The sequence below is a fragment of the Chromobacterium amazonense genome (genome assembly GCF_001855565.1).
Lineage (GTDB): Bacteria > Pseudomonadota > Gammaproteobacteria > Burkholderiales > Chromobacteriaceae > Chromobacterium > Chromobacterium amazonense.
The window spans coordinates 330,343-356,898 of sequence record NZ_MKCR01000027.1 but is presented as its reverse complement, the minus strand read 5'-3'; the positions used below and the strand labels follow the sequence as shown (position 1 = coordinate 356,898).

Here is a 26,556-nt window from a genome sequence, read left to right as displayed (position 1 = left end):
GTCACGCCGTCCGCTCCAGCCTCGCCTCCAGGCCGCCCTCGGGTCGGTTGCGCAACACCAGCCGCAGGCCGTGCAGCTCGGCGATGCGTTCGACAATGGACAGACCCAGGCCGCTGCCGGCTTGCTGCTGGCCGGGCGGGCGGAAGAAACGCTCGCGCACCCGCGCAAGCCACTGCGGCGGGATGCCCGGCCCCTGATCCAGCACGCTGACCGCGTCCTGCTCCAGCCTCACCGTCACCACGCCATCGGCCGGCCCATAACGGCAGGCGTTTTCCAGCAGATTGCGCAGCATCAGCCCCAGCAAGGCCTCGTCGCCAAACAGCGGCAGCGCCTCCTCCGGCGCGCAACGCCAGTCCAGCCGCCACTCCACCTGCTCGGCCAGCGGCGACAGCTCCGCCAGCATATGTTCGATCAAATGCTGCCAATCCAGCCGCGCCCGCTGCTGCGGCCGTTGCAGCGGATCGAGCCGCGACAGGGCCAACAGCTGCTCCACCAAACGGCCGGCGCGCGCGATGCCCAGCTGCAGCTGGGCCAGGGCATGGCGGCGGCCGGCATCGTCCGGCATCATTTCCAGCACTTCCGCCTGGACCCGCAGCGCCGCCAGCGGCGTGCGCAACTCATGCGCGGCGTCGGCGGTGAATCGCCGCTCGTGCTCCAGCATCTGCCCCATGCGGCCGAACAGCGCGTTCAGCGAACGCAGCAAGGGCTGCACTTCCTGCGGCACGTCGGCGCGGACCGGGCTGTTGTCGTCCGGCGCGCGCGCGGCGATGACGGCGGCCAGCTTGCGCAAGGGCGCCAGTTCGCGCCGCAGCGCGAACAGGATGGCAAGCAGCATCAAGGGCAGGCCGATCAGCCATGGCAGCAACTGCGCCGTGACCACGCTCCACACCATTTCCTGCCGCAGGCCGAGCTTCTGGCCCACCACGACCTGCCGGCTTCCATCGGCGGACAGCAGATACAACATCCGCCAGTCATGATGCCTATCCTTGCCTGGCTCGTCGTAGAAGCCTCGGCGGCTGGGCTGATAATCGAAACGGCGGCCGCGGCCATCGCACAACAGCCGGTTGCCCTGGCGGTCCCATACCGCCAAACCCAGATCGCCATTGTCCATCCGCCCCGCGTCGGCGCCATGCAGCAAGTGCTTCAGCTTGGGCGTGTCGTCAGCCGCCGCATCATGGACATCGATGGCCAGCAATTGGCGCGCGAACTGCGCCATCTGGGTATCGAACAATTCATCGACCTCGCGCTGCGCCAGCCAGACCGCGGCGGCCGACGCCGCCAGCCAGGTGGCCGGCACGATCAGCAGCAACACCAGCAAGAGCCTGGCCTGCAGGCTGGCCGGCCGCCTCACGCCGGGTCTCCCAGCGTATAGCCGATGCCGCGCAGCGTGCGTATGAAGCCGGCGCCGAGCTTTTTGCGCAGGTGATGGACATGCACTTCCAGCGCATTGCTTTCCAGCTCCTGCCCCCAGCCGTACAACTTTTCCTCTATCCGCTCGCGCGGCAGCACGCGTCCTTTGTTGCAAAGCAGCAACTCCAGCAAGGCCAATTCCCGTGCCGTCAGCTCCAGCGGCGCGCCGTCCAGCGTCGCCACGCGGCCGACCGGGTCCAGCGTGAGCCGGCCATGGCTCAACAGCGGCTGGCTCATGCCTTGGCGCCGTCTATGCAGGGCGCGCAGCCTGGCCGCCACTTCGACCAAGGCGAAAGGCTTGGCCAGATAGTCGTCGGCGCCGGCGTCCAAGCCGCCGACGCGATCCGCCAGCGCGTCGCGCGCAGTCAGCACCAGCACCGGCAGATCGCTGCCCTGGCGCCGCCACGCCGCCAGAATGGCCATGCCGTCCAGGCCGGGCAAACCCAGGTCCAGCACGGCGGCGTCATACGGCGCGGCGGACAGCGCGTCGCGCGCCCGCAAGCCATCCTGCAGCCAATCCACCACAAAGCCGAGCTGCCGCAAACCCATGCGCAAGCCGTCCCCAATCTGTCCGTCGTCCTCCACCAGCAGTATCCGCATCGCTCCTCCCCGTATCGCCTTTCTTATCGCACCGCCAGCTTAAATGATGCTTAAACGCGGCCAACAACCTTGCCGGCGGCGCGCGGCGCGCCGGGCAAACCCAGGATACGCCGCCGCCGTCCCGGCGCTTCACATGCTTGTCAACAAAGTCTCATTTGCCTGTCACTTCATCATTGCAGCATGGATTATCACCTAGGCCCACGGACTTGCCATGCAGCCAGACTCCGCTCCCGACGCCCCTCGCCGCCTGCGCAGCATCTGGATTTCCGATGTCCATCTCGGCACCGCGGGCTGCCGGGCGGACCACCTGCTCGACTTCTTGCGCGAACACGAATCCGACTACCTGTATCTGGTCGGCGACATCGTGGATGGCTGGCAACTGAAAAAATCCTGGTACTGGAAACAAAGCCACAACGACGTGGTGCAAAAGCTGCTGCGCAAGGCCCGCAAGGGCTGCCAGGTGATCTACGTCCCCGGCAACCACGACGAGGCCGCGCGCCAATACTGCGGACTGGACTTCGGCGGCATCGCCATCCGCCACGAGGCCGAACATCTCACCACCGATGGCAAACGCCTCTTGGTGCTGCACGGCGACGAATTCGACGGCGTGATCCAGTACGCCAAGTGGCTGGCCTATCTGGGCGACAACCTCTACACGATGATCCTGGAGCTGAACCGCGGCTTCAACTGGGTGCGCACCCGGCTGGGCCTGCCGTATTGGTCGCTGTCGCAGTACCTGAAGCACAAGGTGAAAAACGCGGTCAACTTCATCAGCCAGTTCGAAAGCATTGTCGCCGGCGAAGCCAGGCGGCGCGGCTTCGACGGCGTGGTCTGCGGCCACATCCACAAGCCCGAAGTGCGGATGATAGACGGCATCCTGTACGGCAATTGCGGCGACTGGGTGGAAAGCCTGTCGGCGCTGGTGGAACACCCGGACGGCCGGCTGGAAGTGCTGCACTGGACCGCGCTGGCCTCGTCTAAAACGGCCGCGCAGGAAGACATCGCCCCGCCCACCATCGCCACGGAGGAATCCTCATGCGCATCATGATCATCACCGACGCCTGGAAGCCGCAGGTCAACGGCGTAGTCCGCTCTCTGACCGAAACCGTGCGCGAGCTGGACGGCTTCGGCCATCAGGTCAATATGATCACGCCGCTGGAGTTCCGCACCCTGCCCTGCCCCACTTACCCGGACATCCGCTTGTCGCTGCTGCCCTACCGCCAGGTGGCGCATCGCATCGCCGGCTTCGCTCCCGACGCCATACACATCGCCACCGAAGGGCCGCTGGGCCTGGCCGCCCGCCGCTTCTGCCTGCGCGAAGGCCTGGCCTTCACCACCGCCTACCACACCCGGTTCCCGGAATACATCCACGCGCGCTGCCGCCTGCCCTTGCCCATCAGCTATGCCTGGATGCGGCGCTTCCACGGCGCCTCGCAGGCGGTGATGGTGCCCACCCGCTCCATCGCCAACGATCTGGAGGCGCGCGGCTTTGACAACGTCAAGTTGTGGAGCCGCGGCGTCGACACTGAGATGTTCAGCCCGGGCGAGCGCCAGCGGCTGGATGAATCCATCCCGCCTCGCTTCGTCTACATTGGCCGGGTGGCGGTGGAAAAGAATATCGAGGCCTTCCTCAAGCTGGACCTGCCCGGCTGCAAATGGGTGGTTGGCGATGGCCCGCTGCTGCCGAGGCTGAAGCAGCAGTACCCGGACGTGCACTTCGCCGGCGTCTTTCCGCAGAACGAGCTGGCGCGCTTCTACCGCGCCGCCGACGTGTTCGTGTTTCCCAGCCTGACTGACACCTTCGGCCTGGTGCTGCTGGAGGCGATGGCTTGCGGCACGCCGGTAGCCGCCTTCCCGGTGGCCGGCCCGCTGGATGTGGTCGGCGATTCCGGCGCCGGCGTGCTGGATTGGGATTTGCGCGCGGCCTGCCTGCACGCGCTGGACATTGACCGCGACCATGTGCGCCGCGTCGCCGAAGGCTATTCCTGGCAGGCGGCCAGCCGCCAGTTTGAATCTCATCTGCGGCCCAACCCCGCCACCGCCGCCGCGGCAAGCCCGGCGCTGGATTGAGGCGATCCGCCACGACAAGAAATACTTGCTTCACAATCTGTAAGCACTATATTGATAAAGTCGCAGCAACAGGGAGGAGACAGGATGAGTCAGACGTTGACCACCGGCAACCTTACTCTTGATTCGGCACTGCGACTGCGCCCGAACACATAGCGCCAGTCGGCACCGAAGGTGCCTGCAGTGCCCCAAACAGCGTCCAAGACGGATGCACGGTATGATCCAGAGGCCGCCGGCCGGCCAGATATGACGTAGAGACACCACAGCTGAAGACGGACAACAGAGAGGATCCCCGCGAGAAGCTTTTTCCCGTATTCGCACCCATGACAGGGCGCAGGATGTGCCGGCAGTAGAGTATCGAAAAGCGCAACAGCACCGGCAATCTGCAAGTTTCCTTCCAGGCGGCGGCGCGTTGAGCGCATGCCGTAGTGACTCTAGCAGGGTTCGCGCCCGGAACCGCAAGCTTTAAGCCGAGCGCGAAATCGATGTTTCGTCCCCGTCGTCATCCGGAGGGCGTCCCAACACCGGGACGCCCTCTGTCTTTATGAGAATTTCATTGCAATGACACTGATCAAAATAACGATCAGTGCTAAAAAAATCAGCAAACGATCTTCCACCATGGCCAGTCCGTCCGGTACCATGCGACAGTCGCGTCCTGCCGTCTGGCAGAGCGATGCCATCACGATCGCGTCTCGGCAGCCGCCTTGGCGTCATCCCAAGCACAACCGGCCCGCGCGAGCACGTCTCGCGCCGCCATACAACGCCCGAAGCCGCAGGAACTGAGCAGGGGAACGGCAAACGGGTTAAAATCCTTGCAACGCAACATGATTCCGATCTTTATTGAGTGAGCTGCGCGACATATGTCTTCTCCCAATCTGACCGCTGAAAAAGTCCTGTCCGTCCACCACTGGAACGACACGCTGTTCAGCTTCACCTGCACCCGCGACGCGGGTTTGCGCTTCATCAACGGCCAGTTCGTGATGATAGGCCTGGAAGTCAACGGCAAGCCGCTGATGCGCGCCTACTCCATCGTCAGCTCCAACTACGAGGAGCACTTGGAGTTCTACAGCATCAAGGTGCAGGATGGTCCTCTGACTTCCAAACTGCAGCACCTGCAGGTTGGCGATACCGTGCTGATCAGCAAGAAGCCCACCGGCACCCTGGTGCAGGACAACCTGCTACCGGGCAAGAACCTGTATCTGCTGTCCACCGGCACCGGCCTCGCCCCGTTCATGTCCATCATCAAGGACCCGGACGTGTACGAGCGTTACGACAAAGTGATCCTGACCCACGGCGTGCGCTGGGTCAGCGAACTGGGCTACCACGACTACATCACCAAGGAACTGCCGGAAAACGAATTCTTCGGCGATATGGTCAAGGAAAAGCTGATCTACTACCCGACCGTCACCCGCGAGCCGTTCCGCAATCAAGGCCGCCTGACCGACCTGATCACCAGCGGCAAGCTGTGCGCCGACATCGGCCTGCCGCAGCTGAATCCGGAACACGACCGCGTGCTGATCTGCGGCAGCCCGAGCATGCTGCATGACCTGTGCGAAATCCTGAACGGCATGGGTTTCAAGGAATCGCCGCGCATGGGCGATCCCGCCGATTACGCGATCGAACGCGCCTTCGTCGAGAAGTAATCCTCCGCCGCGCGCGGAATGCAAACAGCCCCGCGGCTCGCGCCGCGGGGCTGTTTCTTTACGCAGGCCGGTACGGGCCGCTTGCCGCATCCAGACGCCGCGCAAAACAAAAGGGAGGCCGAAGCCTCCCCAGTTTTTGTGCGAGCCAGATGCGATCTGGTTTGATTACTTGGCGGCCGAGGCGGCTGCCTTGTGTTGCTTCTTGCCGTGGTGCTTGTGGGTCTTCTTGGCTACCGGGGCGGAAGCGTCGGCCTTGGCGGTTTGGGCCTTTTGGGCGGAAGCTTCGTGCTTCTTGGCAGCGTGCTTGTGAGCCTTCTTGGCCTTCGGCGCGGAAGCGTCAGCCTTGGCGGCCTGAGCCTTTTGAGCGGCGGAGGCTTCCTTCTTGGCTACGTGCTTCTTGCCGTGGTGCTTGTGGGCCTTCTTGGCTGCCGGAGCGGAAGCCTCGGCCTTGGCGGCTTGAGCCTTCTGGGCGGAAGCTTCGTGCTTCTTGGCAGCGTGCTTGTGAGCCTTCTTGGACTTCGGCGCGGAAGCGTCAGCCTTGTCGGCCTGGGCCTTTTGAGCGGCGGAGGCTTCCTTCTTGGCTACGTGCTTCTTGCCGTGTTGTTTGTGAGCCTTCTTGGCTGCCGGAGCGGAAGCGTCGGCCTTGGCGGCTTGAGCCTTCTGGGCGGAAGCTTCGTGCTTCTTGGCAGCGTGCTTGTGGGCCTTCTTGGCCTTCGGCGCGGAAGCGTCAGCCTTGGCGGCCTGGGCCTTTTGAGCGGCGGAGGCTTCCTTCTTGGCTACATGCTTCTTGCCGTGTTGTTTGTCAGCCTTCTTGGCTGCCGGAGCGGAAGCCTCGGCCTTGGCGGCTTGAGCCTTCTGGGCGGAAGCTTCGTGCTTCTTGGCAGCGTGCTTGTGGGCCTTCTTGGCCTTCGGCGCGGAAGCGTCAGCCTTGGCGGCCTGGGCTTTCTGGGCGGCCGGAGCGGAAGCGTGCTTCTTCACGCCGACTTTCTTCTTCTCAGCCTTCTTGGCGGGAGCCGAAGCGTCGGCCTTGGCGGCTTGCGCCTTTTGGGCGGAAGCGGTGACTTTTTCAGCCTTCTTGGCGTGGTGGATCTTGGCCGGGGCTTTCTTTTCGGCTTTCTTGGCTGCCGGAGCGACCTTGGCGGCCGGGGCGGAAGCCGGGGTGGCATCAGCGGCGAAGCCGGCGGCGGAACTCAGGCCAAAAACGGCGGACAGGGCAAGAAGGGTCAGCTTTTTCATGATTCATCTCCAGATCGGTTGCGGAGGGAATCTCTCCGCCAGGCACCGTGTTTGGTGTTTCCTTGAGACGTATCCTAGCCCTGCCCCCTCTTGCCGTCTGTTAGTTGGATGTAAGGCCGTGTAACGCTACGTACATGCCGCTGCGTCAATCTTTGCGGCGCGCCAGCACGATCTGGTACACCCCGCCGAACACGGTGCGCTTGCTCCACGTAAAACGATCCGCCTCGCGCGCGTAACTGTCGATGCCGTTGCGCCACAGCGCCTCGGCAAAGGGCTCCAGCACGCGATTGACCCACTTCAACAGCCAGCCTATGGGCTGCCACGGCGCGGGACGGTGGTAATCGACGAACATCGCCCTGCCGCCCCGCGCCACTTGGGCCAGCATATTGTCGACAATGGCGGACTTCATGTTTTCCGGCACCTCATGCAGCAGGAAAAAGCTGCATACCAGATCCTGTTGCTGCTCCGGCTGATAGCGGGCGGCATCAGCGCGCACCACCGCGGCCTGGCCATTGGCGGCCAGCTTGCCTTCGGCCAGCTCCACCTGGATGGGCGTGATGTCGGTCAATGTGAAGCGGCCCTCCTCGCCGACACGCTCGGCGGCGCGCTGCACCAGGTCGCCGTAGACATGCGCCACCTGCCACACTTTTTCGCCGGGACGGATTTCATCGAGATAGGCCCGCATCAGCCGTTGGTCGTTGCCGAACAGCAGCGTGCGCACCACCAGCTTGTGGTCGAGCAGCCTGGCCTTGCGCGGATTGACATAAGCCCAGTCGTACACCTCGGTCATATAGCCGGGTACGTCCTGGTAGTAGGGATCGCCTGTGCTGGTACGCGTGTGCAGTGTGGTCATGGTGGGTTACCGGCTATGAGTGATGGAAACAGCTTAGCAAGCGCGCAGGCCTTGCGGCTTGAGCCAGGCCAAACCTTGGCCCACCCACGCGGAAGGCATATTCCGTTGTATTTATAGACTCGCCGACGCCCTGTCGCGGACGTCATCGCTATCTATAGGCGATGCGCGCCGGCGCAACCAGGCTAAACGCCGGAGGCTTGCGCCAAAACAAACGGCCCGGCGCAAGCCGGGCCGCACAGGCAACGCTAGACAGCCAGAATCAGTCGGCCAGCGTCAGCACTACCGGGGTATGGTCGGACGGGCGCTCCCACTTGCGCGGCGCCTTGTCGATCTCGCAGGCCTGCGCGCGTGGCTTGAGCGCGTCGCTGATCAGGATATGGTCGATGCGCACGCCCTTGTTGCGGCGGAACATCATCTGGCGGTAGTCCCACCAGCTGTACTGCTTATCCTCCTGATTGAACAGGCGGAAGCTGTCCGCCAGGCCCAGGGCGATCAGGCGGCGGAAGGCCTCGCGCTCCGGCGTGCTGCACAGCACTTGCTCATGCCAGCCCTCGGGGTCGTAGACGTCGCGGTCTTCGGGCGCGATGTTGTAATCGCCCAGCAGCAGCAAGTTGGGATGCCGGGCCAGTTCGGCGGCGACATGGCCCTCCAGCTTGGACAGCCATTCCAGCTTGTACGGGTACTTGGGCGAATCCACCGCCTCGCCGTTGACGAAATAGGCGCAGATCACCCGCACGCCGGCCACTGTGGCGGTGATCACGCGCCGCTGCTCGTCGCCGTAGCCGGGAATGCCGGCCACCACGTCCGTCATCTCCAGCGGCGCTTTGGCGAGGATGGCCACGCCGTTGTAGGTCTTCTGGCCGAACCAGACCGCGCGATAGCCTGCGGCCTCGATCTCCCCCAGCGGGAAGGCGTCCTGGTCCATCTTCAATTCCTGCAGGCACAGCACTTCAACGCCGGTATCGGCCAGCCATTGCAGCACCTGCGGCAGGCGAACTTTCAGGGAGTTGACGTTCCAGGTGGCAAAACGCATCGGCGGGCTCTCCAAATGACAGGCTAAAGGCCGACACCTTAGCAGCCGCGCGCGCGGCTGTGCAGGGGCCTTGGGCAAAAAAAACGCCTCCGCTGATGCGGAGGCGTGGAATAGACACTATATCACTACCCCTGATACGCGTCTGGCTCGCTTGCTGCTCCGGAAGACAACCCTGAGCAAGAGATTAGAGCAAGCCAGTTCCGGGGGAGTTCCAACAACTCCAACTTTTTTTACGCGGACTCCGCCACCATGCCGGAATGGCGCAGCAAGGCGTCGATTTGCGGATCGCGGCCGCGGAAGGCGCGGAACGATTCCAGCGCCGGACGGCTGCCGCCGACGGCCAGGATCTCGTTCCAGAAGCGCTTGCCGGTTTCCGGATTTGCCCCGCCCACTTCCTCGAAGGCGGCGTAAGCATCGGCGGACAGCACCTCGGCCCACTTGTAGCTGTAGTAGCCTGCCGCGTAACCGCCGGCGAAGATATGGCCGAAGCTGTTGGGGAAGCGGTTGTAAGCCGGCGGGAAGTTCACCGCCACCTCGCGCCGCACCTCGTCCAGCAGCGCCAGCCAGTCGCCGTTGTCTGCGTCGAAGCTGCTGTACAGCATCAGGTCGAACAGGGCGAACTCCAATTGGCGCACCGTGGCCATGCCGCTCTGGAAGTTCTTGGCGGCCAGCATCTTGTCGTACAAGGCGCGCGGCAGCGCTTCGCCGCTATCGACGTGGGCGGTCATGCCCTGCAGCACGTCCCATTCCCAGGCGAAGTTTTCCAGAAACTGGCTGGGCAGCTCCACCGCGTCCCATTCCACGCCGTTGATGCCGGACACGCCCAGCTCGTCGACGCGGGTCAGCATGTGGTGCAGACCGTGGCCGAATTCGTGGAACAGCGTGATCACTTCGTCGTGCGTGAACAGCGCCGGCTTGTCGCCGACCGGTCGGGTGAAGTTGCAGGTCAGGTAGGCCACCGGCGTCTGCAGCGCGCCGCCGATCTTGCGGCGGCCGCGCGCGTCGTCCATCCAGGCGCCGGAGCGCTTGCCGTCGCAGGCGTACAGGTCGAAATAGAAGCTGCCCAGCAGCTCGCCATCCTTCACGATATCGTAGAAGCGCACATCGGCATGCCATACCGGGGCGCGGCTTTCGCGCACTTCCACGCCGAACAGCTTGCCCACCACGCCGAACAGGCCCTGGATCACCTTGCCCTCGGGGAAGTACTGCTTCACCTCCTGCTCGGAGAACGCATAGCGGGCGACGCGCAGCTTTTCCGCCGCGTAAGCCAGGTCCCAGGCCTGCAGCTCGGCGATGCCCAACTCGGCCTTGGCGAAAGCCTCCAGCTCTTCGCGGTCCTTCGCCGCAAACGGCTTGGCCTTGGCCGCCAGATCGCGCAGGAAGGCGATCACCTGCTCCGGGCTTTCCGCCATCTTGGTGAACAGCGACAGCTCGGCGAAATTGGCGAAGCCCAACAGCTGTGCCTCTTCGCGCGCCAGCTTCAGCTTCTCGCGGATGATGGGGCCATTGTCGCGCTCGGCCGGGCCGAACTCCGACGCGCGCTGCACATAAGCCTGATAAAGCTTTTCGCGCAGCGCGCGGTTGTCGGCGTACTGCAGCACGGGGAAATAGAACGGGAACTGCAGGGTGATCTTGTAGCAGGTCTTGTCGTCGCCCTCTGCCGCGGCGGCGAACATTTCCAGCGAATCTTCCGGCACGCCGGCCAGCTCGGCCTTGTCCTGGATGATCAGGCTGAAATCGTCGGTCGCGTCCAGCACGTTCTGCTCGAACTTGGCGGACAGCTCGGCCAGGCGGGTCTGGATAGCGGCGAAACGCTCCTTGGCCGCGGCCTCCAGCTCGGCGCCGGACAGGCGGAAATCGCGCAGATCGTTCTCGATGATCTTCTTGCGCGCCGCGCCAAAGGACGCATGTTCCGCGCTGGCGGCCAGCGCCTTGAAGCGGGCGAACAGGCTCAGGTTCTGCCCCATCTCGGTCCAGAACTCAGAAATGCGCGGGATGTTGGCGTTGTAGGCGTCGCGCAGCTCCGGCGTATTGACCACGGCGTTCAGATGCCCCACCACGCCCCAGGCGCGCGACAGGCGCTCGGTGGCGTCGGTCAGCGGCGAAACGAAGTTGTCCCAGCTCGGCTCGCCGGTTTCGGCCGTCAGCCTGGCCACGGTGGCGCGCGCTTCTTCCAGCAGAACATCGATGGCGGGGCCGATGTGCTCGGGGCGGATTTCTTCAAAACGCGGCAAACCGGAAAAATCGAGTAGGGGATTCTGGCTCATGGCTTCAACGTCCTGTTCAGTGGGGCCGATATGATAAAGGAATTTGCCTGCCGCGGCGCGTGCCCGGCACAATGCATCATTGCAGAAATAAGGACGAAACGATGAAAAGCAATATCCGCCCCTACGACGGCCACCGCCCCGCCATCGCCGACAGCTGTTATATCGACCCTGCCGCGGTGGTGATAGGCGAGGTGAAGCTGGAAAAAGGCGCGTCCGTCTGGCCCTGCGCGGTGATCCGCGGCGACGTCAACCATATCCATATCGGCGAGAACAGCAATGTGCAGGATCACGCCATGCTGCATGTCAGCCACAAGACCGCGGCCGACCCGCACGGCGCGCCGCTGATCATAGGCAAGCACGTCACCATCGGCCACCACGTGACGCTGCACGGCTGCACCATAGGCGACGAGGTGCTGATCGGCATCGGCAGCATCGTGCTGGACCGGGCGGTGGTGGAAGACCGGGTGCTGATCGGGGCCGGCAGCCTGGTGCCGCCGGGCAAGCGGCTGCAATCCGGCTATCTCTATCTGGGCAATCCGGTCAAACAGGCGCGCGCGCTGACCGAACAGGAATTGGCCTACTTCAAGTATTCCGCCGAGCACTACCTGCGCGTGGCGGACAAGCACAAGGCCAATCTGGAGGGCTGAGCGATGGCAAGCGACCGCGATGAGGAACTGGAGTACGTCGGCTTCTGGGCCAGGACACTGGCCAGCCTGGTGGACACCGTGCTGCTGCTGATCGTGTCCACGCCGCTATGGTGGCTGCTGGCCCGGCGCGAGGCTCCGCAACTGGCCGATGCGATGCCCAGCCTAACCGAACTGGCCGGCCTGGGCAGCCTGGGCGAATTCCTGATCAACTACCTGCTGCCGGCCGCGGCCGTCATCCTGTTCTGGATCTACAAGAGCGCCACGCCCGGCAAGATGATGCTGGGCGCCAGGGTGGTGGACGCCGACAGCGGCGGCCCGCTGACGCCGGGCCAGGCGGCGCTGCGCTATCTGGGCTATTTCGTCGCCATCATCCCGTTCTGCCTGGGAATCGTCTGGGTGGGGATCGATCCGCGCAAACAAGGCTGGCACGACAAGCTGGCGCGCACCGTGGTGGTGCGGCGCAAACCGGCGCCGGTGTCGTTCCCGCGCCGGGGCTGAGACTCGCGCTGCGCGCAAAACCGGCGCGCTGAGCGGTTTGCCCGCCGGCCGCCCCCATTGCGGCATCCGCGGCGGCGTCTTCAAACAGTCGCCTGGCCCGCCGGATTTGTGACAAAAAAATTACATCATATATAAGCAAACGCTGGCATAGAGCATTCACACTGCGTTACAATCCGCGCGCCATCCCCGGTGGCGAGTTGCATTCGGCTGCGGCGCAGCCAATCCCCGCCCACCTCACTCGGCAAGCGTAATGACGCGCCTGCCTTCCAGGCACTGCCTGCCCCGCGCAGGCGACATTCCAGAAGACCGGGCTACCCGGCACTGTGGGCAACACCCTCCTCCGGCAAGGCGCGCGCGCCTGCCAGGGACGGCTGTTGCCCTCCACCACGAAATTGACAGGAGATTCGCCCTTGCAACACCAACACTCCCGCCACATCGGCCCTATCGCGCTGATGTTGACCGGTCTTGGCTCCATCATCGGCTCCGGCTGGCTGTTCGGCGCCGCCCACGCCGCGCAGATCGCCGGCCCGGCCGCCATCGTCGCCTGGATCGTCGGCATGGTGATCATTCTTTCCATCGCCCTGAGCTATGCCGAACTGGGCGCCATGTTCCCGGAATCCGGCGGCATGGTGCGCTACGCTCGCTACTCGCACGGTTCCTTGCTCGGCTTCATCGCCGCCTGGGCCAACTGGATCGCCATCGTATCGGTGATTCCGATCGAGGCCGAGGCCTCGGTGCAATACATGAGCACCTGGCCCTATCCCTGGGCCCACGATCTGTACAGCAACGGCGAGCTGAGCACTGTCGGCCTGTCTTTCTCCGCCGTGCTGGTGATCGTCTACTTCATGCTCAACTACTGGGGCGTCAAGCTGTTCGCCAAGGCCAACAGCGCCATCACCGTGTTCAAGGTGATCGTGCCCGCGCTGACGGTGGCCGCGCTGATCTATAGCGGCTTCCATTCGGAAAACCTGAACAATCCGGCGCTGGGCGGCTTCGCGCCGTTCGGCTGGGCCAGCGTGATGACCGCGGTGGCCACCAGCGGCATCGTGTTCAGCTTCAATGGCTTCCAAAGCCCGATCAACCTGGCCGGGGAGGCCCGCAATCCGGGCAAGAGCGTGCCGTTCGGCGTGGTCGGCTCCATCCTGCTGGCGGCGGTGATCTACGTCGCGCTGCAGATCGCCTTCCTCGGCGCGCTGTCGCCCAGCGATCTGGCACACGGCTGGAAAGGCCTGGACTTCAGCTCCCCGTTCGCCCAGCTGGCCATGGCACTGGGTTTGAACTGGCTGATGATGACCCTGTATTTTGACGCCTTCGTCAGCCCCAGCGGCACCGGCGCCACCTATATGGCCACCACCTCGCGCATGATCTACGGCATGCAGCGCAACGGCACCATGCCGGAGATCTTCGGCCGCATCCATCCGCTGTACCGCATTCCGCGTCCGGCCATGTGGTTCAACCTGGCGGTCTCCTTCGTGTTCCTGTTCTTCTTCCGCGGCTGGGGCACGCTGGCGGCGGTGATCTCGGTCGCCACCGTGATCTCCTACCTGACCGGCCCGATCAGCGTGGCCGCGCTGCGCCGCTGCGCGCCGGATCTGCCGCGTCCGCTGCGCCTGGCGGGTCTGAGCCTGATCGCGCCGTTCGCCTTCGTCTGCGCCTCGCTGGTGCTGTACTGGGCGCGCTGGCCGCTGACCGGCCACATCATCTTCCTGATCGTGGCGGCGCTGCCGGTGTATTTCTGGTACCAGGCCAAGGCCGGCTGGCCGGAGTTCGGCCGCGAGCTGAAAGGCGCCCTGTGGATGGTGCTGTACCTGCCGGCGATGGCCTTGCTGTCCTGGATAGGCAGCGCCGACTTCGGCGGCATCGGCATCCTGCCCTACGGCATCGACATGGCCGTGGTGGCCGCAGCCTCGCTAGGCTTCTACTTCTGGGGCGTCAACAGCGGCTGGTACACCCGCTACCTGCGCGACGAACACGACCCGGCGATGGTGGAAGCCATGCAGCAGGACGGCGAGTCCGCCGGCAAGCTGGCCGGCCAGCGCGGCTAAGCCACCCTATCCTTCGCTCAAAAACAAAGCCGACCCGGATGGGTCGGCTTTTTCTTTGCCGGCTTGCCGATTTACAGCGCGGCCAGGGCGGCGGCGTAATCCGGCTCATCGGCGATCTCGCCCACCAGCTGGCTGTGCAGCACCTTGTCGTCGGCATCCAGCACCACCACGGCGCGCGCGGTCAGGCCGGCCAGCGGGCCGGAAGCCAGCTTGACGCCATACGCTTCGGCGAAGCCAGCGTTGCGGAAGGTGGACAGCGTCACCACGTTTTCGATGCCCTCGGCGCCGCAGAAGCGCTTCTGCGCGAACGGCAGGTCGGCCGACACGCACAACACCACGGTGTCGGCCAGCGCGGCGGCTTTTTCGTTGAACTTGCGCACGGAGGTGGCGCAGGTCGGGGTATCCACGCTCGGGAAGATGTTGAGGATCTTGCGCTTGCCGGCGTAGCTGGCCAGCGACACCTCGGCCAAATCGGCGCCGGTCAGTTGCAGCGCCGGGGCTTGCTCGCCCTTGGCCGGCAGCTTGCCCGCCACTTCCACCGGATTGCCGCGCAGGGTTACGGTTGCCATGTCTTGCTTCCTCGTCTGGGTGAATGATGGCGATAGTGTGGAGCATAACCGGCGGATTTCAACCCTGAGCCTGACAGGGTTGCCGCTCAGGCCGGTCCTGCCCGTACCATCTCACCGCGTACAAAATTCCAAACAAGTCTAAAGACCAGTTACTTGAAACTTATTTTGGAATAACAATAATGGCCGTGGCTACGCTACCGCAGAGCCGCAAGCAAGCCATACGGGATGCGCGCTTACCAGCGGCATCGACTGTCATCCGATATCAAGGAGTCATTCAATGGCAAACCATTTGGATCGCGATCAGAAGTCCGGCCTGTTCCTCGTCCGTTATGAAGTGTTCAAGCCCGGCGTGGCCGGCGGCTATCACCTGCATCTGAACCTGTCAGTCTATCCGCCCACACGCCATGTCAGCGGCGAGGCCATCATCACCCAGGCGCTGGCGCAGCCAGTGGTGCTGCGCGTTCCGGTGCAAGGCCAATATGAGCAGGCGGGCAACGACATCGACCTGTTCCTGACCGGCCGCCCCCTGCTGCAGGCGCAACAGTCGTCGCAGCCGCCGCACATCCTGCCGCCGCAATTCGAGGACTTTTTCTTCGATGGTCTGCTCAAGCAGGGGTGGAAAGCCGCATCCGGCTCCTTGGCGCGCTATGCCTTCCTGCATAACGGCCGCTGGGTCGAGGAAGTGGGCCAGGACATCCAGCTAGAACGCGAGCTGCAAAACGCCCATAAGGCGTTGAACCTGGCCTAAGCCGCCACTCGCCCTTGCAACCGCCAGCGCCTGCGGCCTGGCGGTTTTGCGTATCCAAACGCCGACGCAAAGATGCCATTGATATATTTTGCCGCGCGCGCCAGCCTAAGGAATTATGATTCAAGCAGCGGCCTGCTTCGGCTGCAACTTCTCCCCCCACCCTGGAGGCTGTGACATGCCGCTTCATCCACTAGACCCCGCACCCACGCAACCCGAATTGAATCGCCGCACATTTCTGCTATCCGCCGCGGGATCCATGGCCGCGCTGGCCTTACCGGTCCTTTCTTCTTCCTCCCAGGCCTCGTCTGCCCACACTCTGCCGCCGCTGCCCTACGCCGACAACGCGCTGGAGCCGGTGATCTCCGCTCGCACCTTGGGCTTCCACTACGGCAAACATCACAAAGCCTATCTGGACAACCTGAGCAAGCTGACCGCCGGCCGCGACTATGCCGACCTGTCGCTGGAGGATGTCATCACACGCTCAGCCAAGCAGGCCGGCGATGCCGCCATCTTCAACAATGCCGCCCAGCTGTGGAACCATACTTTCTACTGGCGCAGCATGCGGCCCAATGGCGGCGGCACGCCGCCGCAAGCGCTGCGCGAGAAGATAGAAGCGTCGTTCGGCAGCGTGGACGCCTGTAAGCAGCTGCTGGCCGGCGCCGCCATCTCGCAGTTTGGCAGCGGCTGGGCCTGGCTGGCGCAGGACGGCGACAAGCTGCGCGTGGTGAAAACCGGCAACGCCGACAACCCGATCACCTCTGGCCTGACGCCGCTATTGAACGTGGACGTCTGGGAGCACGCCTATTACCTAGACTACCAAAACCGCCGCGCCGACTACGTCAACGCGGTGCTGGACAAGCTGGTCAACTGGGAATTCGCGCAGCAGAACCTGAAAGCTTAAGTGGGGGCATTATGCCAACGGAGCGCGCCTGCCTGGCGTCTGCGCACAACGGCAACCTGGCCGCCGCGCGCCGCTGCGGCTTTCAAACCGCCTTCACTCCCTGGCTGCCCGAACTCGGTCCCAATCAGCAGACGGACCTTATGGCGGAACAGGATTGGGTGACGGGGAGTTTGGTGGAACTGGCCGGGATGCTGTGAAACTGATTGCCAGCCTCGCTCATTCGCATCGCCCTCCGCATGGCTGTCCCATCCGGGAAACAAACGCGCCATCCATGAAAAACGGGGCCGCTTTCGCTGCCCCATTCTGCTTCATGCCTGCGGCGCCCCGCCGTCCACTCGCCGCCGAGTCTGCAGGATCGGCGGCGCCCAGGTTTCGCCGGGCCGTTTCTTGCGCGTGGCCAGCGTCAGCTCAGACGGGGCGAAGATGTTGATGTTGTGGGTGTTGGGCGTGGTGATCAGATACTGCGCCTCGGTGGCCTTGAGGAAGCCGGCCACGCGGTCGATATTGAAGATGTCGAGGTGGGCAAACGGCTCGTCGATGAAAACGAAGCCGGACGGGTTGGACTCGTCCATCATCAGACCGATCAGCAGGATCAGCGACTTCATCACCTGCTGGCCGCCGGAGGCCTCGCCGTCGTTCATGCCCATCATGCCCTTCTGGTCGAAGTTGAACTTCAACACCAGCCCGGCTTGGGCCAACACCGCGTCGTCGTTCTCCAGCTTGGGCAGCTCCACTTCCACTTGGATGCCGGCTAGCTCGCCCAGCCGCTTCACGTTTTGGCCGTAGGCGCGCACGGTGGCGCGCAGCTTGCCGATGTAGGCGGCGCGCGCTTCGTCGGTCAGCTCGCGCGAGCGGTCCACCTCGCCCTGGCGGCGCTGCCGCTCGCGGTCCAGCGAGGTCAGGTCTTCCACCAGCTTGTCCTTCAACGCCAGCACCGAATCATCCTGCTCCCAATCGCCGCTTTGCAGCTTTTCTTCCAGGTAGTTCAGCTGATGCTTGGCGTCGGCGGCGGTATCGAACTCGTCCTCCAGCTGCGCCACATGCTCCGGCGTCAGCGCATCGGCCGGCAAGCGCTGCGCCCACTCGCGCAGCTCGCTGATCAGCCGACGCAGTTGGCGGCGCGCCTGCTCCACTTCCTGCAGCTTTTGATTGTACTTGGACAAGGTTTCCATCTCGCGCTGGCAGACGCGGTCGTGCGCCAGCCGCGCATCGCCGTAGCGCTGATCGGCGGCGTCCTTCTCGGCGCTAGCGTCGGCCAGCGCCGCGCCCTGGCGGGCGATCTCGGCCTCCAGCTCGGTCTTGCGCGATTCCAGCGCGGCGAATTCGTCGGCCCGACTGTCCAGCTGGCGAATGGCGTCCATGCCGCCCAGGTACTCGGCCAGGCCGGCCGCCTCGCGGGTGGCGGCCACCAGCCGCTCCTCATCGGCCAGGATGCGCACATTGAGTTGTTTCAACTCATCGCGCACCACCAGCAGCCGCGATTGCCGCGCCGCCTCGCCAAACGCGTATTCATGCATGGGCACGCCGATGTGGCGCGCGCCGCGGCGCTCGCGGAAGTAGCCGTCGCGGGTGATCCAGTCGCCATCGACGTTGGCGCCTTCGTTCGCGCTTTCCACTCGCGTCACGCTGTTCATCTGGCGGTACAGCCACTCCGGCGCGTCGGCGGAGAAGCGCACCACTTCCAGCAGGCTGCCCTTGGCGGCGCGCGGCGGCGCGGCGCGTTCCGGCACCACAAAGTGGCGGTAACGAAGCTTCTCGCCTATCTTCCAGGCCTCGCGGCGGTCGGATTCCTTGTCCAGCAGCACCACGTGGCGGTAGCCGCGCAGCAAGGCCTCCACCGCACCCTGCCAGTTGGAGTCCATCACCTCCACAATGTCGGACAACATGGCGTGGGCGATGCCGGCCTCGTCCAGCGCCGCCTTGAACTGGCGCACGTCCTCCGGCGAACGGCCGCGGCCGATCTCCAGCGCCTGCAGGTGTTCCGAGCTTTCCTGACGCTGCTTTTTCAGCTCGCGCAGGCCGTCTTTCAGCTGATCCGCCTCGGCGCGCAAGGCGGCCAGCTTGTCGGCCAGCGCCGCGGCGTCGGCGCCGTATTCCTTGCCGGCCAGCGCCTGCAGCCGGTCGCGCTCCTTCAGTTGGCCCGCCACGCCGGCGTGCTCGCCCTTGGCCTTCATGAAGGCTTCCTGCGCGGCCTGGCGAACGGTTTCCGCCGCCGCGCGCGCCTCGGCGGCGCTGACCTCGGCCGCCTTCAGCTTGGCCACCAGCGCCAGGGTATCGGCATGCTCGGCGCGGGCCTGGTTCAGCACATGGTAGCCGCCGCGATAGTCATGCCACTGCTTGCCGAACGAGGCTTTGGCGTCCAGATAAGCCAGCACCGGCAAGGCTTCATCGCGCAGCCGGGCGATGCCGGTCTGCAACTGCTTCCATTCCAGATAGCGGTTGGCGCGGTTCTTCATCGCCTCCACCCGCACCTGCAGCGCTTCTTCCTGGCGGCTCAAGGCTTCCAGCTCCAGCTCGGTGGCGCGCTGCTCGTCGCGCGCGCGCTGGTAGTTGTCCAGCACGTCCTTGTCGCCGAACACCTGGAACACCAGGTCCAGCAATTGGCGCGGGCTGTATTCCGTCAGTTTGTCGGTATCGCCCTGCTCCAGCGCCAGCACCTCGGCCACCGCCGGCGTCAGGCCGGCCGCCTCCAGCCGGCGGCGGTATTCCTGCACGCCCAGCCATTGCGCCTGGCCCTCGGCGTACTCCAGCGCGATGTCGCCGTCCAGGATGGCGTAGTGGCGCACCCAGTCGCCGCCCTGCTTCTTGATGCGACACAGCAGCGTCACCGACTCGGACACGATGGGGAAGAACGGCGTCGGGTACAAGCCGCCGCTTGGCCGGCGCGGGTTACCCACCACGCCGCGCAGGTAGGCGAAGGCTTCCTTGTTGTTGCGCACGTAGCGCTTGTAGTCGCGCTTGCCGGAACACTTGATCGCCAGCAGCGTGCGCATCGCGTCCAGCAAGGTGGTCTTCCCGGAGCCATTAGGCCCGATGATGGTGACGATCTGCGCGTCCAGCGGCACGGTCAGCCGCTGCCAGAAGTCCCAGTGCACCATTTCGACGGATTTCATCTGGAACATCAGCGCGTCTCCTCGTCCGCCGCGTCGCCCGGCGGCAGATCAAACAGCGGGCCGGCCGACTCGACATCGTCCGCCCCGATTTCATCTTCGATCTCGTCGGCCATCTCGTCCGGCGCGCGCTTGTCCGCCAGCGCCTCGCGGCCCTCTCGGCGCAGCAATACGTCGGCCAGCGCGCCCTCAATGATGCGCGGTGCCAGCTGGGCGTAGTCGATCATCAGGTCCAGCATCGGCCCCTCGTCCAGCCAGCGGTTGCGGCGCACGACGAAGCCCAGGTTGACCAGCCGGCCCAGGTTGGCGTTGAAGCGGGTGCGGCCGCCCAAGGCCTTGCCGAAGTCGGCGTACAACGCGTCCTCGGAAATGCCGGTGGACACGGTCTCGCCGGTTTCCAGCGGCTTTTGCGCGCCGAACATGTCGCTCTGGTTCTCCTTGCCGGCCTCGACGCGGGCGATCTGCCGCTCGCGCTTGGGCAGGATGATCAGCGCCCACAAGATCACCAGCAGCGCCACGCCGTCGCGCGGCAGGCCCAGGTTGTTGTTGAGCCAGGCGTCGCCCGAGCCGAACACCGGCTCGGTCATTTCCGGCAGCAGCGCCGCGGCGATGTGCTCGGCGTAGGGGTTCTCCACCAGGCGCAGGCCGACGGCGGCTAGGCTCTTGTCCAGCTCGGCGCGGAAGATGTCGTCCAGCAGCGCCTTGCGCGCCAGCGCGTCGCCACGGGGCACCACGCGGTGCGCCAACAGGCGGGCGGTGAGGGTTTTGATTTCGTGTTCCATTCAATGCCTTTGATTAGCCACGGAAACACACGGAAGCCACGGACAGCAGGCAGAATACCCTGCGGGCTTTTTCAGTGTGCTTCCGTGTGTTTCCGTGGCTAAAAACATTCAGTTCTTTCCAGACGCCACCACCAACCTGGCGTCGGACAGCGTCGCCACCTCCGGGTGGTCCGTCTCGATTACCGCGTCGCCGCCCTGCAGGCTGAACGGCAGCTTGGCCAAGGCAGCGACGATGCTTTGATCGTTGCTGGTTTCCGGGTCGCCGATCAGGGACAGCAGCGACAGCCGGTACGCCGTTTCGTTGTAGCTGCCGGCCAGCACCGCCTGGCTGATGTGGGCGTCGGTTTCGCAGCTCATGCCCAGTTGCAGCAGCACGTCGTACATGTCTTCGGCTTCCAGCAAGCGTTCCATTTCCGGCGCGTCCGCCAGCGGTGCGGATTCGCCGCCGGGCAGCACCTGCGCGCCGGCTTTGGCGCGCTCGCGCGCGAGCAGTTCAAACTCGGCCACGTCGGCCAGTTCCGGCGTGGACAGGAAGGCCGGCTCCGGGCTGATGGACCAGGCGTCGGCCAGCTTGCCGGCCAGCGTGGCCACGCCCTGGCGGCGCAGCCAGTCGGCGATGTCGGTGGAAGTGAGGCCGGAATTGCCCAGATGCACGCGTTGCGAGGCCAGCTGCGCCAGACGGCGCTCGAAGGTGCCGGCCAAGGCCAGCATGCGGCTTTGCGCCAGCGCGATGGCCTGGGCCTGGTTCAGCACGGTCAGGCTCAGCGACTCGTCCTGGGTCAGGCTTTTCACCACCTCGGTGGACTTGGCCACCCAGCGCCACACGGCCTCCAGTCTATGCTGGGCGGCGCGGATGCGGAATTCGGACTGCGACTCCAGCGCCTCTTCAAACTCCGCGTACAACTCGTTGAGCCGCGCCAGAAGGTGCTTCAGCGCTTCGTCCGACACCTGGCCCACGGCCTGGCCGGCCGCCACCTGGCTGGTGAGATAGCCCAGCTCGACGTCGTCGCCGGCGAAATCCACCATGGTGGCCAAGGCCGCCAGCGCCACGCGCGCGCCTTCGGACAGCTGATAGACGCCGCCGTCGCTGTCATAGACCAGCAGGTCGCCCTCGCGCAAACGCCCCAGAATGGTGGCCAGTTTGGTATCGTTAAGATAAGAGAAGCGCTGGGCGATTTCCTGCGGCGTCCACATGGGCGCCTCGGCGCGGCCGCCCAGCTCGCGCAGCACCAGGAGGCGCATCAGCACTTCCTCGTCGCCGCCGCGGAACAGCGTGACGAAAACGGACAGATAGCCCCAGGCGCCCTGCAGCCGCGATACCGCCTGCAGCGAGCCGGGCTCGATGCCGGGCTGGAAGAAATCGGACAATGAATCCAAGCGCGCTCCGCTATGGGGTGGATCAAAGCGCAGATTGTCCCGACCGGCCGCCGCTTCGTCAACGCGGCGGCGCGTTTTATTGCGGCTGCGAACCGAACCATAAAGAGGAGAAGCCATGCACACCCGCCATCATCGGCTGCTGTCGCCCAGCCTGGGCAGCCAGCGCGCGCTCACCAGCTTTCATTTCGGCCAGCCGGGCAGCGGCGAAAAAGTCCACATCCAGGCCAGCCTGCACGCCGACGAGCTGCCCGGCATGCTGGTGGCCTGGCATCTGAAGCAGCGGCTGCGCCAGCTGGAAAACGAGGGCGCGATCCATGGCGAGATCACGGTGCTGCCCATGGCCAACCCCATCGGCCTGAACCAGAACCAGCACGGCCGGCTGATGGGCCGCTTTGAGCTGATGAGCGGGCAGAACTTCAACCGCCATTACCTGCCGCTGGCCGAGCCGGTGTTCGCCGCCGTGCGCCAGCAACTGGGACCGGACGCCAAGGCCAATACCCGGCTGATCCGCGAGGCGATGCGCGCCGAGCTGGCCAAACAACTGCCGCAGACCGAGCTGCAATCGCTGCGCCACACGCTGCACAGCATGGCCTGCGACGCCGACATCGTGCTGGACCTGCACTGCGACAGCCGCGCCGACATCCACCTGTACACCGGCACGCCGCTGTGGGACCAGTGCGAGCCGCTGGCGCGCTATCTGGGCGTGTGCGCCAGCCTGCTGGCGGAAGACTCCGGCGACTACCCTTTCGACGAGGCCTGCAGCCAGCCGTGGTGGCAGCTGCGCGACCTGGCCGCCAAGGCCGGGCTGTCCGCGCCCATCGACATGGCCTGTCTGGCGGTGACGGTGGAGTTGCGCGGCGAGTGGGACGTCAACCATGAATACGCCGCCAAGGACGCTGAAGCCATCGTGCACTTCCTGCAGCATCGCGGCGTGATCGCCGGCGATGCGCCGCATCTGCCGCCGCTGCGCCATCCGGCCACGCCGCTGGCCGGATCGGAAGACCTGCTGGCGCCGCACGCCGGCGTGGTGGTGTACCGCGCCGAGCCGGGCAGCCAGCTCAGCCCCGGCGACCTGGTGGCGGATGTGATCGATCCGGTCAACGATAGCGTGAGCCAGGTCTGCACCGAGCGCGGCGGCGTGCTGTACGCCAGCAGCGACCGGCCTTACGCCACGGCCGGCCTGTGCATCGCCCGCGTGGCCAGCCGCACCGCCTACAAGACCGGCAAGCTGCTTACCGCCTGATCAACGACACCAACGGGAATCCATATGAAACACACTTATGCCCTGATCGCGCCGCTGGCGCTGCTGCTGTCCGCCTGCGCGCAAAACACGCCGCCGGCGCAGGCGCCCATGGTTGGCATGGCCAATCCGGCCTCGGTCTACTGCGTGCAGCAAGGCGGCAAACTGTTGCCGCAAAAGGACGCCGCCGGCAACGAATACGCGCTGTGCCAGCTGCCCGATGGCCGCGCGGTGGAGGAATGGGCGTATTACCGCGCGCAGCATCCCGCGCAGTGACGCCCGCTTATCCACAGGCTCGGCCCAGCCCTTGAGTTATCCACAACTGATGGGGCCGCCCAAAAACAAACCCGCCGGCTGACGACTCCGGCGGGTTTCCTTCCCCCTTGGCAGGGATAGTTTTACTTTAGACTACCCGACAGGAAAGCCTTCAACCGTTCGCTCTTGGTGTTGCCGAACACCTCGTCCGGATGGCCTTCCTCTTCCACCAGCCCCTTGTGCAGGAACATCACGTGATTGGACACGTTGCGGGCAAAACCCATTTCGTGCGTCACCACGATCATGGTGCGGCCTTCCTCGGCCAGCGCCTGCATCACCTTCAGCACTTCGCCCACCAGTTCCGGGTCCAGCGCCGAGGTCGGCTCGTCGAACAGCATCACTTCCGGCTCCATCGCCAGCGCGCGGGCGATGGCCACGCGCTGCTGCTGGCCGCCGGACAGATGGGCCGGGTATTTGGCCTGGGCCCGTTCGTCCAGCCCCACCTTGGCCAGGTATTTCTTGGCGCGGGCCAGGGCTTCGTCGCGCGACAGGCCCAGCACATGCACCGGCGCTTCGATGACGTTTTCCAGCACCGTCATGTGGCCCCACAGATTGAAGTGCTGGAACACCATGGCCAGTTTGGTGCGCATGGTTTGCAGCTGCTTCTGGTCGGCCGGGATCAGCTCGCCGCGCTTGTCCTTGGCCAGGCGGACTTCCTCGCCGTTTAGCGCGATGCTGCCCTGATTCGGTTTTTCCAGGAAGTTGATGCAGCGCAGGAAGGTGCTCTTGCCCGAACCGGACGAGCCGATGATGCTGATCACGTCGCCGGCCTTGGCCTTCAGCGAGATGCCTTTCAGAACTTCGTGATCGCCGTAGCTCTTGTGAATGTTGCTGATAGTCAGCTTGTCCATCTAAATGATTCCCCAGTGTTTCAGCTCTTGGTCGGGCGCAGGTAAGCAAGCCAGCGCGCTTCGGCCTTGCGGAACAAGCCGACCAGGATAAAGGTGATGCTCAGGTACAGCAGCGCGGCCAAGCCGAACGCGTTGAAGGAGTCGTATGTGGCGGCGTTGACGTCGCGCGCAACCTTCAGGATGTCCGGCACGGTGGCGGTAAAGGCCACGGTGGTGGCGTGCAGCATCAGGATCACTTCGTTGCTGTACGCCGGCAGCGCGCGGCGCAAGGCCGACGGGATGATGACCCGGCGGTACAGCGTGAAGTTGCTCATGCCATAGGCGCGGCCGGCTTCGATTTCGCCATACGGCGTGGCCTTGATGGCGCCGGCGAAGATCTCCGTGGTGTAGGCGCAGGTGTTCAGCGCAAACGCCAGGATGGTGCAGTTGTAGCCTTCCCGGAAGAAGTGATTCAGGAAACCCACCTCGCGCACCACGTCCAGGCTGTACATGCCGCTGTAGAAGAACAGCAGCTGCACATACAGCGGCGTGCCACGGAACACATAGGTGTACAGCCACACCGGACGCGACAGCCACTTGATCTTGGATACCCGCGCCACCGACAGCGGCACCGACGCGATGAAGCCCAAACCTACCGACAGCACCAAAAGCCACATGGTAACAGCCAGGCCGGACAGGTGGTAGCCATCGGTCCACAGAAAGGTCTTCCAGAATTGCTGGATGATGTCGATCATAGGTCCGCCTCCCGCACACCCATAGAATAGCGGCGCTCCAGCCACATCAGCACGAAATTGGACAGCGTGGTCAGCAGCAGGTAGATCGCCCCGGCCACCAGCGTGAAGAAAAACACCTTGTAGGTGCTCTTGCCGGCATCCACCGAGGCCTTCACCACATCGGCCAAGCCGATGATGGACACCAGGGCGGTGGCCTTCAGCATCACCTGCCAGTTATTGGAAATGCCCGGCAGCGCAAAGCGCATCATCTGCGGGAATTGCACGCGATGGAACACTTGCCAGCCGCTCATGCCATAGGCGATGCCGGCCTCAATCTGCCCCTTGGGCACGGACAGAAAGGCGCCGCGCAGCGTCTCGGTAAAATAGGCGCCGTAGATGAAACCCAGCGTGACGATGCCGGACACGAACGGGTCCAGGTCTATCTGATCGATGCGCAGCGCCTCGGTGATCTTGTTCATGCCGATCTGCAGGCTGTAGAAGATCAACAGCATCAGCACCAGATCGGGCACGCCGCGCACCAAAGTGGTGTACACGGTGGAAATCCCGCCCAGCACGGGATTGTGCGAAAGCTTGGCGCCCGCGCCAAAGAGGCCGATGACGAAGGCGAGCAGCAGCGACAGCACCGACAACTCCAGCGTCACCAGGGTCCCCTGCCAGATAATGGGACCGAATCCATCCAGAAACATTATGTTCCCCTTGTCGAGCGGCCGCATCCTTCAGCTTATATTGCCGAATGGAAAGCGGCCCTCCAGATCAATACGCCCCGGCAAAGCGGGGCGCATCACTACATGGGGCGAGCGGCCGCGCCGCCCGCCCACTGGCGGCATCAGCCTCCGTACACGTCGAAGGTGAAGTATTTCTTCTCGATCTTCTTGTAGGTGCCGTCCTTCAACATGCCGGCGATGGCCTTGTCGATGGCGGCCTTCAGATCGGTGTCTTCCTTGCGCAGGCCGATGCCGGCGCCTTCACCCAGGGTTTGCGGATCAACCAGGTTGGCGCCGGCAAAGGCGAAGCCTTTGCCTTCAGGCTTCTTCAGGAAGCCCATGTCGGCCTGCACGGCATCCTGCAGCGAGGCGTCCAGGCGGCCCGCGGTCAGGTCGGCCAGCACCAGGGTCTGGTTTTGGTACGGAACCACTTCCACGCCGGCCGGGGCCCAATGCTTCTTGGCGTAGGCTTCCTGGATGGTGCCCTGCTCCACGCCCACGCGCTTGCCCTTCAGCGAGGCCGCCGTCGGCATCAGGCCGGAACCAGCTTTGGCCACCATGCGGGTCGGGGTATTGAACAGCTTGGCGGAGAAGGCGATTTCCTTCATGCGCGCCTCGGTCATCGACATCGACGACAGCACGCCGTCGAACTTCTTGGCCTTCAACGCCGGGATCATGCCGTCGAAATCGTTTTCCACCCAGACACACTTGGCCTTCAGGCGTTTGCAGATCTCGTTGCCCAAGTCGATGTCGAAGCCGACGATCTGGCCATTGGCGGCCTTGGATTCAAACGGGGCGTAACTGGCGTCCACGCCAAAGCGGATTTCCTTCCAGTCCTTGGCGTAAGCGCCCACGGAGGCGGCCATCAGGCCGATAGCCAGCGCAGCAAGTGCCTTCTTCATGCGATTCTCCTCATCAAAGCCATG

The 26,556-nt window shown here is 64.5% G+C and carries 25 protein-coding genes; 11 read left to right on the top strand and 14 right to left on the bottom strand.

Going from position 1 to position 26,556, the window contains the following annotated elements:
• Position 1: 1 nt before the first annotated feature.
• Positions 2–1,351 carry an ATP-binding protein gene (locus BI343_RS12775; RefSeq protein WP_071109953.1) on the bottom strand — a complete coding sequence of 450 codons (1,350 nt, stop codon included), beginning with the start codon at positions 1,349–1,351 and terminating at the stop codon, positions 2–4.
• Positions 1,348–2,010, bottom strand: coding sequence for a response regulator (locus tag BI343_RS12770; RefSeq protein ID WP_071109952.1), 663 nt, complete (start codon positions 2,008–2,010; stop codon positions 1,348–1,350). The genes BI343_RS12775 and BI343_RS12770 overlap by 4 nt, the downstream gene beginning before the upstream one ends.
• Before the next feature lie 211 nt (positions 2,011–2,221).
• Here BI343_RS12770 and BI343_RS12765 point away from each other — a divergent pair, with 211 nt between their 5' ends.
• The 3 genes from BI343_RS12765 to BI343_RS12755 all read left to right on the top strand — a co-directional run bounded on the left by BI343_RS12765 (position 2,222) and on the right by BI343_RS12755 (position 5,720).
• Entirely contained in the window at positions 2,222–3,058 is an 837-nt protein-coding gene (locus BI343_RS12765; protein ID WP_071109951.1) for a UDP-2,3-diacylglucosamine diphosphatase, read from the top strand.
• Complete coding sequence (locus tag BI343_RS12760; RefSeq protein WP_071109950.1) at positions 3,046–4,080, top strand: glycosyltransferase family 4 protein; 1,035 nt, start codon at positions 3,046–3,048, stop codon at positions 4,078–4,080. Before BI343_RS12765 ends, BI343_RS12760 begins: the two co-directional genes overlap by 13 nt.
• A gap of 857 nt (positions 4,081–4,937) precedes the next feature.
• Complete coding sequence (locus BI343_RS12755; protein WP_071109949.1) at positions 4,938–5,720, top strand: ferredoxin--NADP reductase; 783 nt, start codon at positions 4,938–4,940, stop codon at positions 5,718–5,720.
• A gap of 165 nt (positions 5,721–5,885) precedes the next feature.
• Here BI343_RS12755 and BI343_RS12750 read toward each other — a convergent pair whose 3' ends face one another.
• The 4 genes from BI343_RS12750 to BI343_RS12735 form a co-directional block, all read right to left on the bottom strand.
• A complete protein-coding gene (locus BI343_RS12750) occupies positions 5,886–6,956 on the bottom strand; it encodes a hypothetical protein (RefSeq protein WP_071109948.1) in 1,071 nt (356 codons plus the stop codon).
• A 145-nt stretch (positions 6,957–7,101) separates the two neighbouring features.
• On the bottom strand, positions 7,102–7,809 hold the full coding sequence (gene rquA / locus BI343_RS12745) for a rhodoquinone biosynthesis methyltransferase RquA (RefSeq protein WP_071109947.1): 708 nt from the start codon (positions 7,807–7,809) through the stop codon (positions 7,102–7,104).
• Between the two features lie 259 nt (positions 7,810–8,068).
• On the bottom strand, positions 8,069–8,842 hold the full coding sequence (xth, locus tag BI343_RS12740; protein ID WP_071109946.1) for an exodeoxyribonuclease III: 774 nt from the start codon (positions 8,840–8,842) through the stop codon (positions 8,069–8,071).
• A 230-nt stretch (positions 8,843–9,072) separates the two neighbouring features.
• On the bottom strand, positions 9,073–11,109 hold the full coding sequence (locus BI343_RS12735; RefSeq protein ID WP_071109945.1) for a M3 family metallopeptidase: 2,037 nt from the start codon (positions 11,107–11,109) through the stop codon (positions 9,073–9,075).
• Between the two features lie 101 nt (positions 11,110–11,210).
• Here BI343_RS12735 and BI343_RS12730 point away from each other — a divergent pair, with 101 nt between their 5' ends.
• The 3 genes from BI343_RS12730 (at position 11,211) to BI343_RS12720 (ending at position 14,299) form a co-directional block, all read left to right on the top strand.
• Positions 11,211–11,756, top strand: a complete 546-nt coding sequence (locus BI343_RS12730) for a gamma carbonic anhydrase family protein (RefSeq protein WP_043621082.1) — start codon at positions 11,211–11,213, stop codon at positions 11,754–11,756.
• A 3-nt stretch (positions 11,757–11,759) separates the two neighbouring features.
• Positions 11,760–12,254, top strand: a complete 495-nt coding sequence (locus tag BI343_RS12725) for an RDD family protein (RefSeq protein ID WP_071109944.1) — start codon at positions 11,760–11,762, stop codon at positions 12,252–12,254.
• Positions 12,255–12,664: 410 nt separating this feature from the next.
• Positions 12,665–14,299, top strand: coding sequence for an APC family permease (locus tag BI343_RS12720; protein ID WP_211269426.1), 1,635 nt, complete (start codon positions 12,665–12,667; stop codon positions 14,297–14,299).
• A 71-nt stretch (positions 14,300–14,370) separates the two neighbouring features.
• Here BI343_RS12720 and tpx read toward each other — a convergent pair whose 3' ends face one another.
• The gene (gene tpx / locus BI343_RS12715) at positions 14,371–14,868 is read right to left on the bottom strand and encodes a thiol peroxidase (protein WP_071109943.1); all 498 of its coding nucleotides are present in this window, start codon (positions 14,866–14,868) and stop codon (positions 14,371–14,373) included.
• Between the two features lie 277 nt (positions 14,869–15,145).
• On the opposite strand from tpx, the gene BI343_RS12710 reads away from it, so the two are divergent.
• The 3 genes from BI343_RS12710 to BI343_RS12700 all read left to right on the top strand — a co-directional run bounded on the left by BI343_RS12710 (position 15,146) and on the right by BI343_RS12700 (position 16,714).
• On the top strand, positions 15,146–15,616 hold the full coding sequence (locus BI343_RS12710) for a DUF1842 domain-containing protein (RefSeq protein ID WP_071109942.1): 471 nt from the start codon (positions 15,146–15,148) through the stop codon (positions 15,614–15,616).
• A gap of 256 nt (positions 15,617–15,872) precedes the next feature.
• The gene (locus BI343_RS12705; RefSeq protein WP_071109941.1) at positions 15,873–16,517 is read left to right on the top strand and encodes a superoxide dismutase; all 645 of its coding nucleotides are present in this window, start codon (positions 15,873–15,875) and stop codon (positions 16,515–16,517) included.
• 11 nt (positions 16,518–16,528) lie between these two features.
• Complete coding sequence (locus BI343_RS12700) at positions 16,529–16,714, top strand: hypothetical protein (RefSeq protein WP_071109940.1); 186 nt, start codon at positions 16,529–16,531, stop codon at positions 16,712–16,714.
• Between the two features lie 111 nt (positions 16,715–16,825).
• On the opposite strand, the gene BI343_RS12695 is transcribed toward BI343_RS12700, so the two are convergent.
• The 3 genes from BI343_RS12695 to BI343_RS12685 form a co-directional block, all read right to left on the bottom strand.
• Entirely contained in the window at positions 16,826–19,639 is a 2,814-nt protein-coding gene (locus BI343_RS12695) for an ATP-binding protein (protein ID WP_071109939.1), read from the bottom strand.
• Positions 19,639–20,409, bottom strand: coding sequence for a hypothetical protein (locus BI343_RS12690; protein ID WP_071109938.1), 771 nt, complete (start codon positions 20,407–20,409; stop codon positions 19,639–19,641). The genes BI343_RS12695 and BI343_RS12690 overlap by 1 nt, the downstream gene beginning before the upstream one ends.
• A gap of 108 nt (positions 20,410–20,517) precedes the next feature.
• Positions 20,518–21,786 carry a hypothetical protein gene (locus tag BI343_RS12685; RefSeq protein WP_244886641.1) on the bottom strand — a complete coding sequence of 423 codons (1,269 nt, stop codon included), beginning with the start codon at positions 21,784–21,786 and terminating at the stop codon, positions 20,518–20,520.
• Between the two features lie 115 nt (positions 21,787–21,901).
• Between BI343_RS12685 and BI343_RS12680 the strand changes: the two genes are divergently transcribed.
• Together BI343_RS12680 and BI343_RS12675 are read left to right on the top strand one after the other, a co-directional pair.
• Positions 21,902–23,029 (top strand): succinylglutamate desuccinylase/aspartoacylase family protein, encoded by a 1,128-nt coding sequence (locus BI343_RS12680; protein ID WP_071109937.1) that lies wholly within the window; start codon positions 21,902–21,904, stop codon positions 23,027–23,029.
• Positions 23,030–23,053: 24 nt separating this feature from the next.
• Positions 23,054–23,302 (top strand): putative hemolysin, encoded by a 249-nt coding sequence (locus tag BI343_RS12675; RefSeq protein WP_071109936.1) that lies wholly within the window; start codon positions 23,054–23,056, stop codon positions 23,300–23,302.
• A 122-nt stretch (positions 23,303–23,424) separates the two neighbouring features.
• Here BI343_RS12675 and BI343_RS12670 read toward each other — a convergent pair whose 3' ends face one another.
• The 4 genes from BI343_RS12670 to BI343_RS12655 form a co-directional block, all read right to left on the bottom strand.
• Entirely contained in the window at positions 23,425–24,192 is a 768-nt protein-coding gene (locus tag BI343_RS12670; RefSeq protein WP_071109935.1) for an ABC transporter ATP-binding protein, read from the bottom strand.
• 20 nt (positions 24,193–24,212) lie between these two features.
• Entirely contained in the window at positions 24,213–24,926 is a 714-nt protein-coding gene (locus tag BI343_RS12665) for an ABC transporter permease (protein ID WP_071109934.1), read from the bottom strand.
• Positions 24,923–25,612: an ABC transporter permease gene (locus tag BI343_RS12660; protein WP_043621118.1), complete on the bottom strand. Its 690-nt coding sequence runs from the start codon at positions 25,610–25,612 to the stop codon at positions 24,923–24,925. The genes BI343_RS12665 and BI343_RS12660 overlap by 4 nt, the downstream gene beginning before the upstream one ends.
• A gap of 140 nt (positions 25,613–25,752) precedes the next feature.
• Positions 25,753–26,532 (bottom strand): ABC transporter substrate-binding protein, encoded by a 780-nt coding sequence (locus BI343_RS12655; protein ID WP_043621120.1) that lies wholly within the window; start codon positions 26,530–26,532, stop codon positions 25,753–25,755.
• Between the last annotated feature and the right edge of the window lie 24 nt (positions 26,533–26,556).

Excerpts from the sequence above, each read along its gene's own strand:
- BI343_RS12700 (WP_071109940.1), top strand. The coding sequence starts at position 16,529 with ATGCCAACGGAGCGCGCCTGCCTGGCGTCTGCGCACAACGGCAACCTG.
- BI343_RS12660 (WP_043621118.1), bottom strand. The coding sequence starts at position 25,612 with ATGTTTCTGGATGGATTCGGTCCCATTATCTGGCAGGGGACCCTGGTG.
- BI343_RS12730 (WP_043621082.1), top strand. The coding sequence starts at position 11,211 with ATGAAAAGCAATATCCGCCCCTACGACGGCCACCGCCCCGCCATCGCC.
- BI343_RS12670 (WP_071109935.1), bottom strand. The coding sequence starts at position 24,192 with ATGGACAAGCTGACTATCAGCAACATTCACAAGAGCTACGGCGATCAC.
- BI343_RS12705 (WP_071109941.1), top strand. The coding sequence starts at position 15,873 with ATGGCCGCGCTGGCCTTACCGGTCCTTTCTTCTTCCTCCCAGGCCTCG.
- BI343_RS12665 (WP_071109934.1), bottom strand. The coding sequence starts at position 24,926 with ATGATCGACATCATCCAGCAATTCTGGAAGACCTTTCTGTGGACCGAT.
- BI343_RS12695 (WP_071109939.1), bottom strand. The coding sequence starts at position 19,639 with ATGTTCCAGATGAAATCCGTCGAAATGGTGCACTGGGACTTCTGGCAG.
- BI343_RS12680 (WP_071109937.1), top strand. The coding sequence starts at position 21,902 with ATGCACACCCGCCATCATCGGCTGCTGTCGCCCAGCCTGGGCAGCCAG.
- BI343_RS12690 (WP_071109938.1), bottom strand. The coding sequence starts at position 20,409 with ATGGAACACGAAATCAAAACCCTCACCGCCCGCCTGTTGGCGCACCGC.
- BI343_RS12710 (WP_071109942.1), top strand. The coding sequence starts at position 15,146 with ATGGCAAACCATTTGGATCGCGATCAGAAGTCCGGCCTGTTCCTCGTC.
- tpx (WP_071109943.1), bottom strand. The coding sequence starts at position 14,868 with ATGGCAACCGTAACCCTGCGCGGCAATCCGGTGGAAGTGGCGGGCAAG.
- BI343_RS12675 (WP_071109936.1), top strand. The coding sequence starts at position 23,054 with ATGAAACACACTTATGCCCTGATCGCGCCGCTGGCGCTGCTGCTGTCC.
- BI343_RS12760 (WP_071109950.1), top strand. The coding sequence starts at position 3,046 with ATGCGCATCATGATCATCACCGACGCCTGGAAGCCGCAGGTCAACGGC.
- rquA (WP_071109947.1), bottom strand. The coding sequence starts at position 7,809 with ATGACCACACTGCACACGCGTACCAGCACAGGCGATCCCTACTACCAG.
- BI343_RS12655 (WP_043621120.1), bottom strand. The coding sequence starts at position 26,532 with ATGAAGAAGGCACTTGCTGCGCTGGCTATCGGCCTGATGGCCGCCTCC.
- BI343_RS12755 (WP_071109949.1), top strand. The coding sequence starts at position 4,938 with ATGTCTTCTCCCAATCTGACCGCTGAAAAAGTCCTGTCCGTCCACCAC.
- BI343_RS12750 (WP_071109948.1), bottom strand. The coding sequence starts at position 6,956 with ATGAAAAAGCTGACCCTTCTTGCCCTGTCCGCCGTTTTTGGCCTGAGT.
- BI343_RS12725 (WP_071109944.1), top strand. The coding sequence starts at position 11,760 with ATGGCAAGCGACCGCGATGAGGAACTGGAGTACGTCGGCTTCTGGGCC.
- xth (WP_071109946.1), bottom strand. The coding sequence starts at position 8,842 with ATGCGTTTTGCCACCTGGAACGTCAACTCCCTGAAAGTTCGCCTGCCG.
- BI343_RS12770 (WP_071109952.1), bottom strand. The coding sequence starts at position 2,010 with ATGCGGATACTGCTGGTGGAGGACGACGGACAGATTGGGGACGGCTTG.
- BI343_RS12765 (WP_071109951.1), top strand. The coding sequence starts at position 2,222 with ATGCAGCCAGACTCCGCTCCCGACGCCCCTCGCCGCCTGCGCAGCATC.
- BI343_RS12735 (WP_071109945.1), bottom strand. The coding sequence starts at position 11,109 with ATGAGCCAGAATCCCCTACTCGATTTTTCCGGTTTGCCGCGTTTTGAA.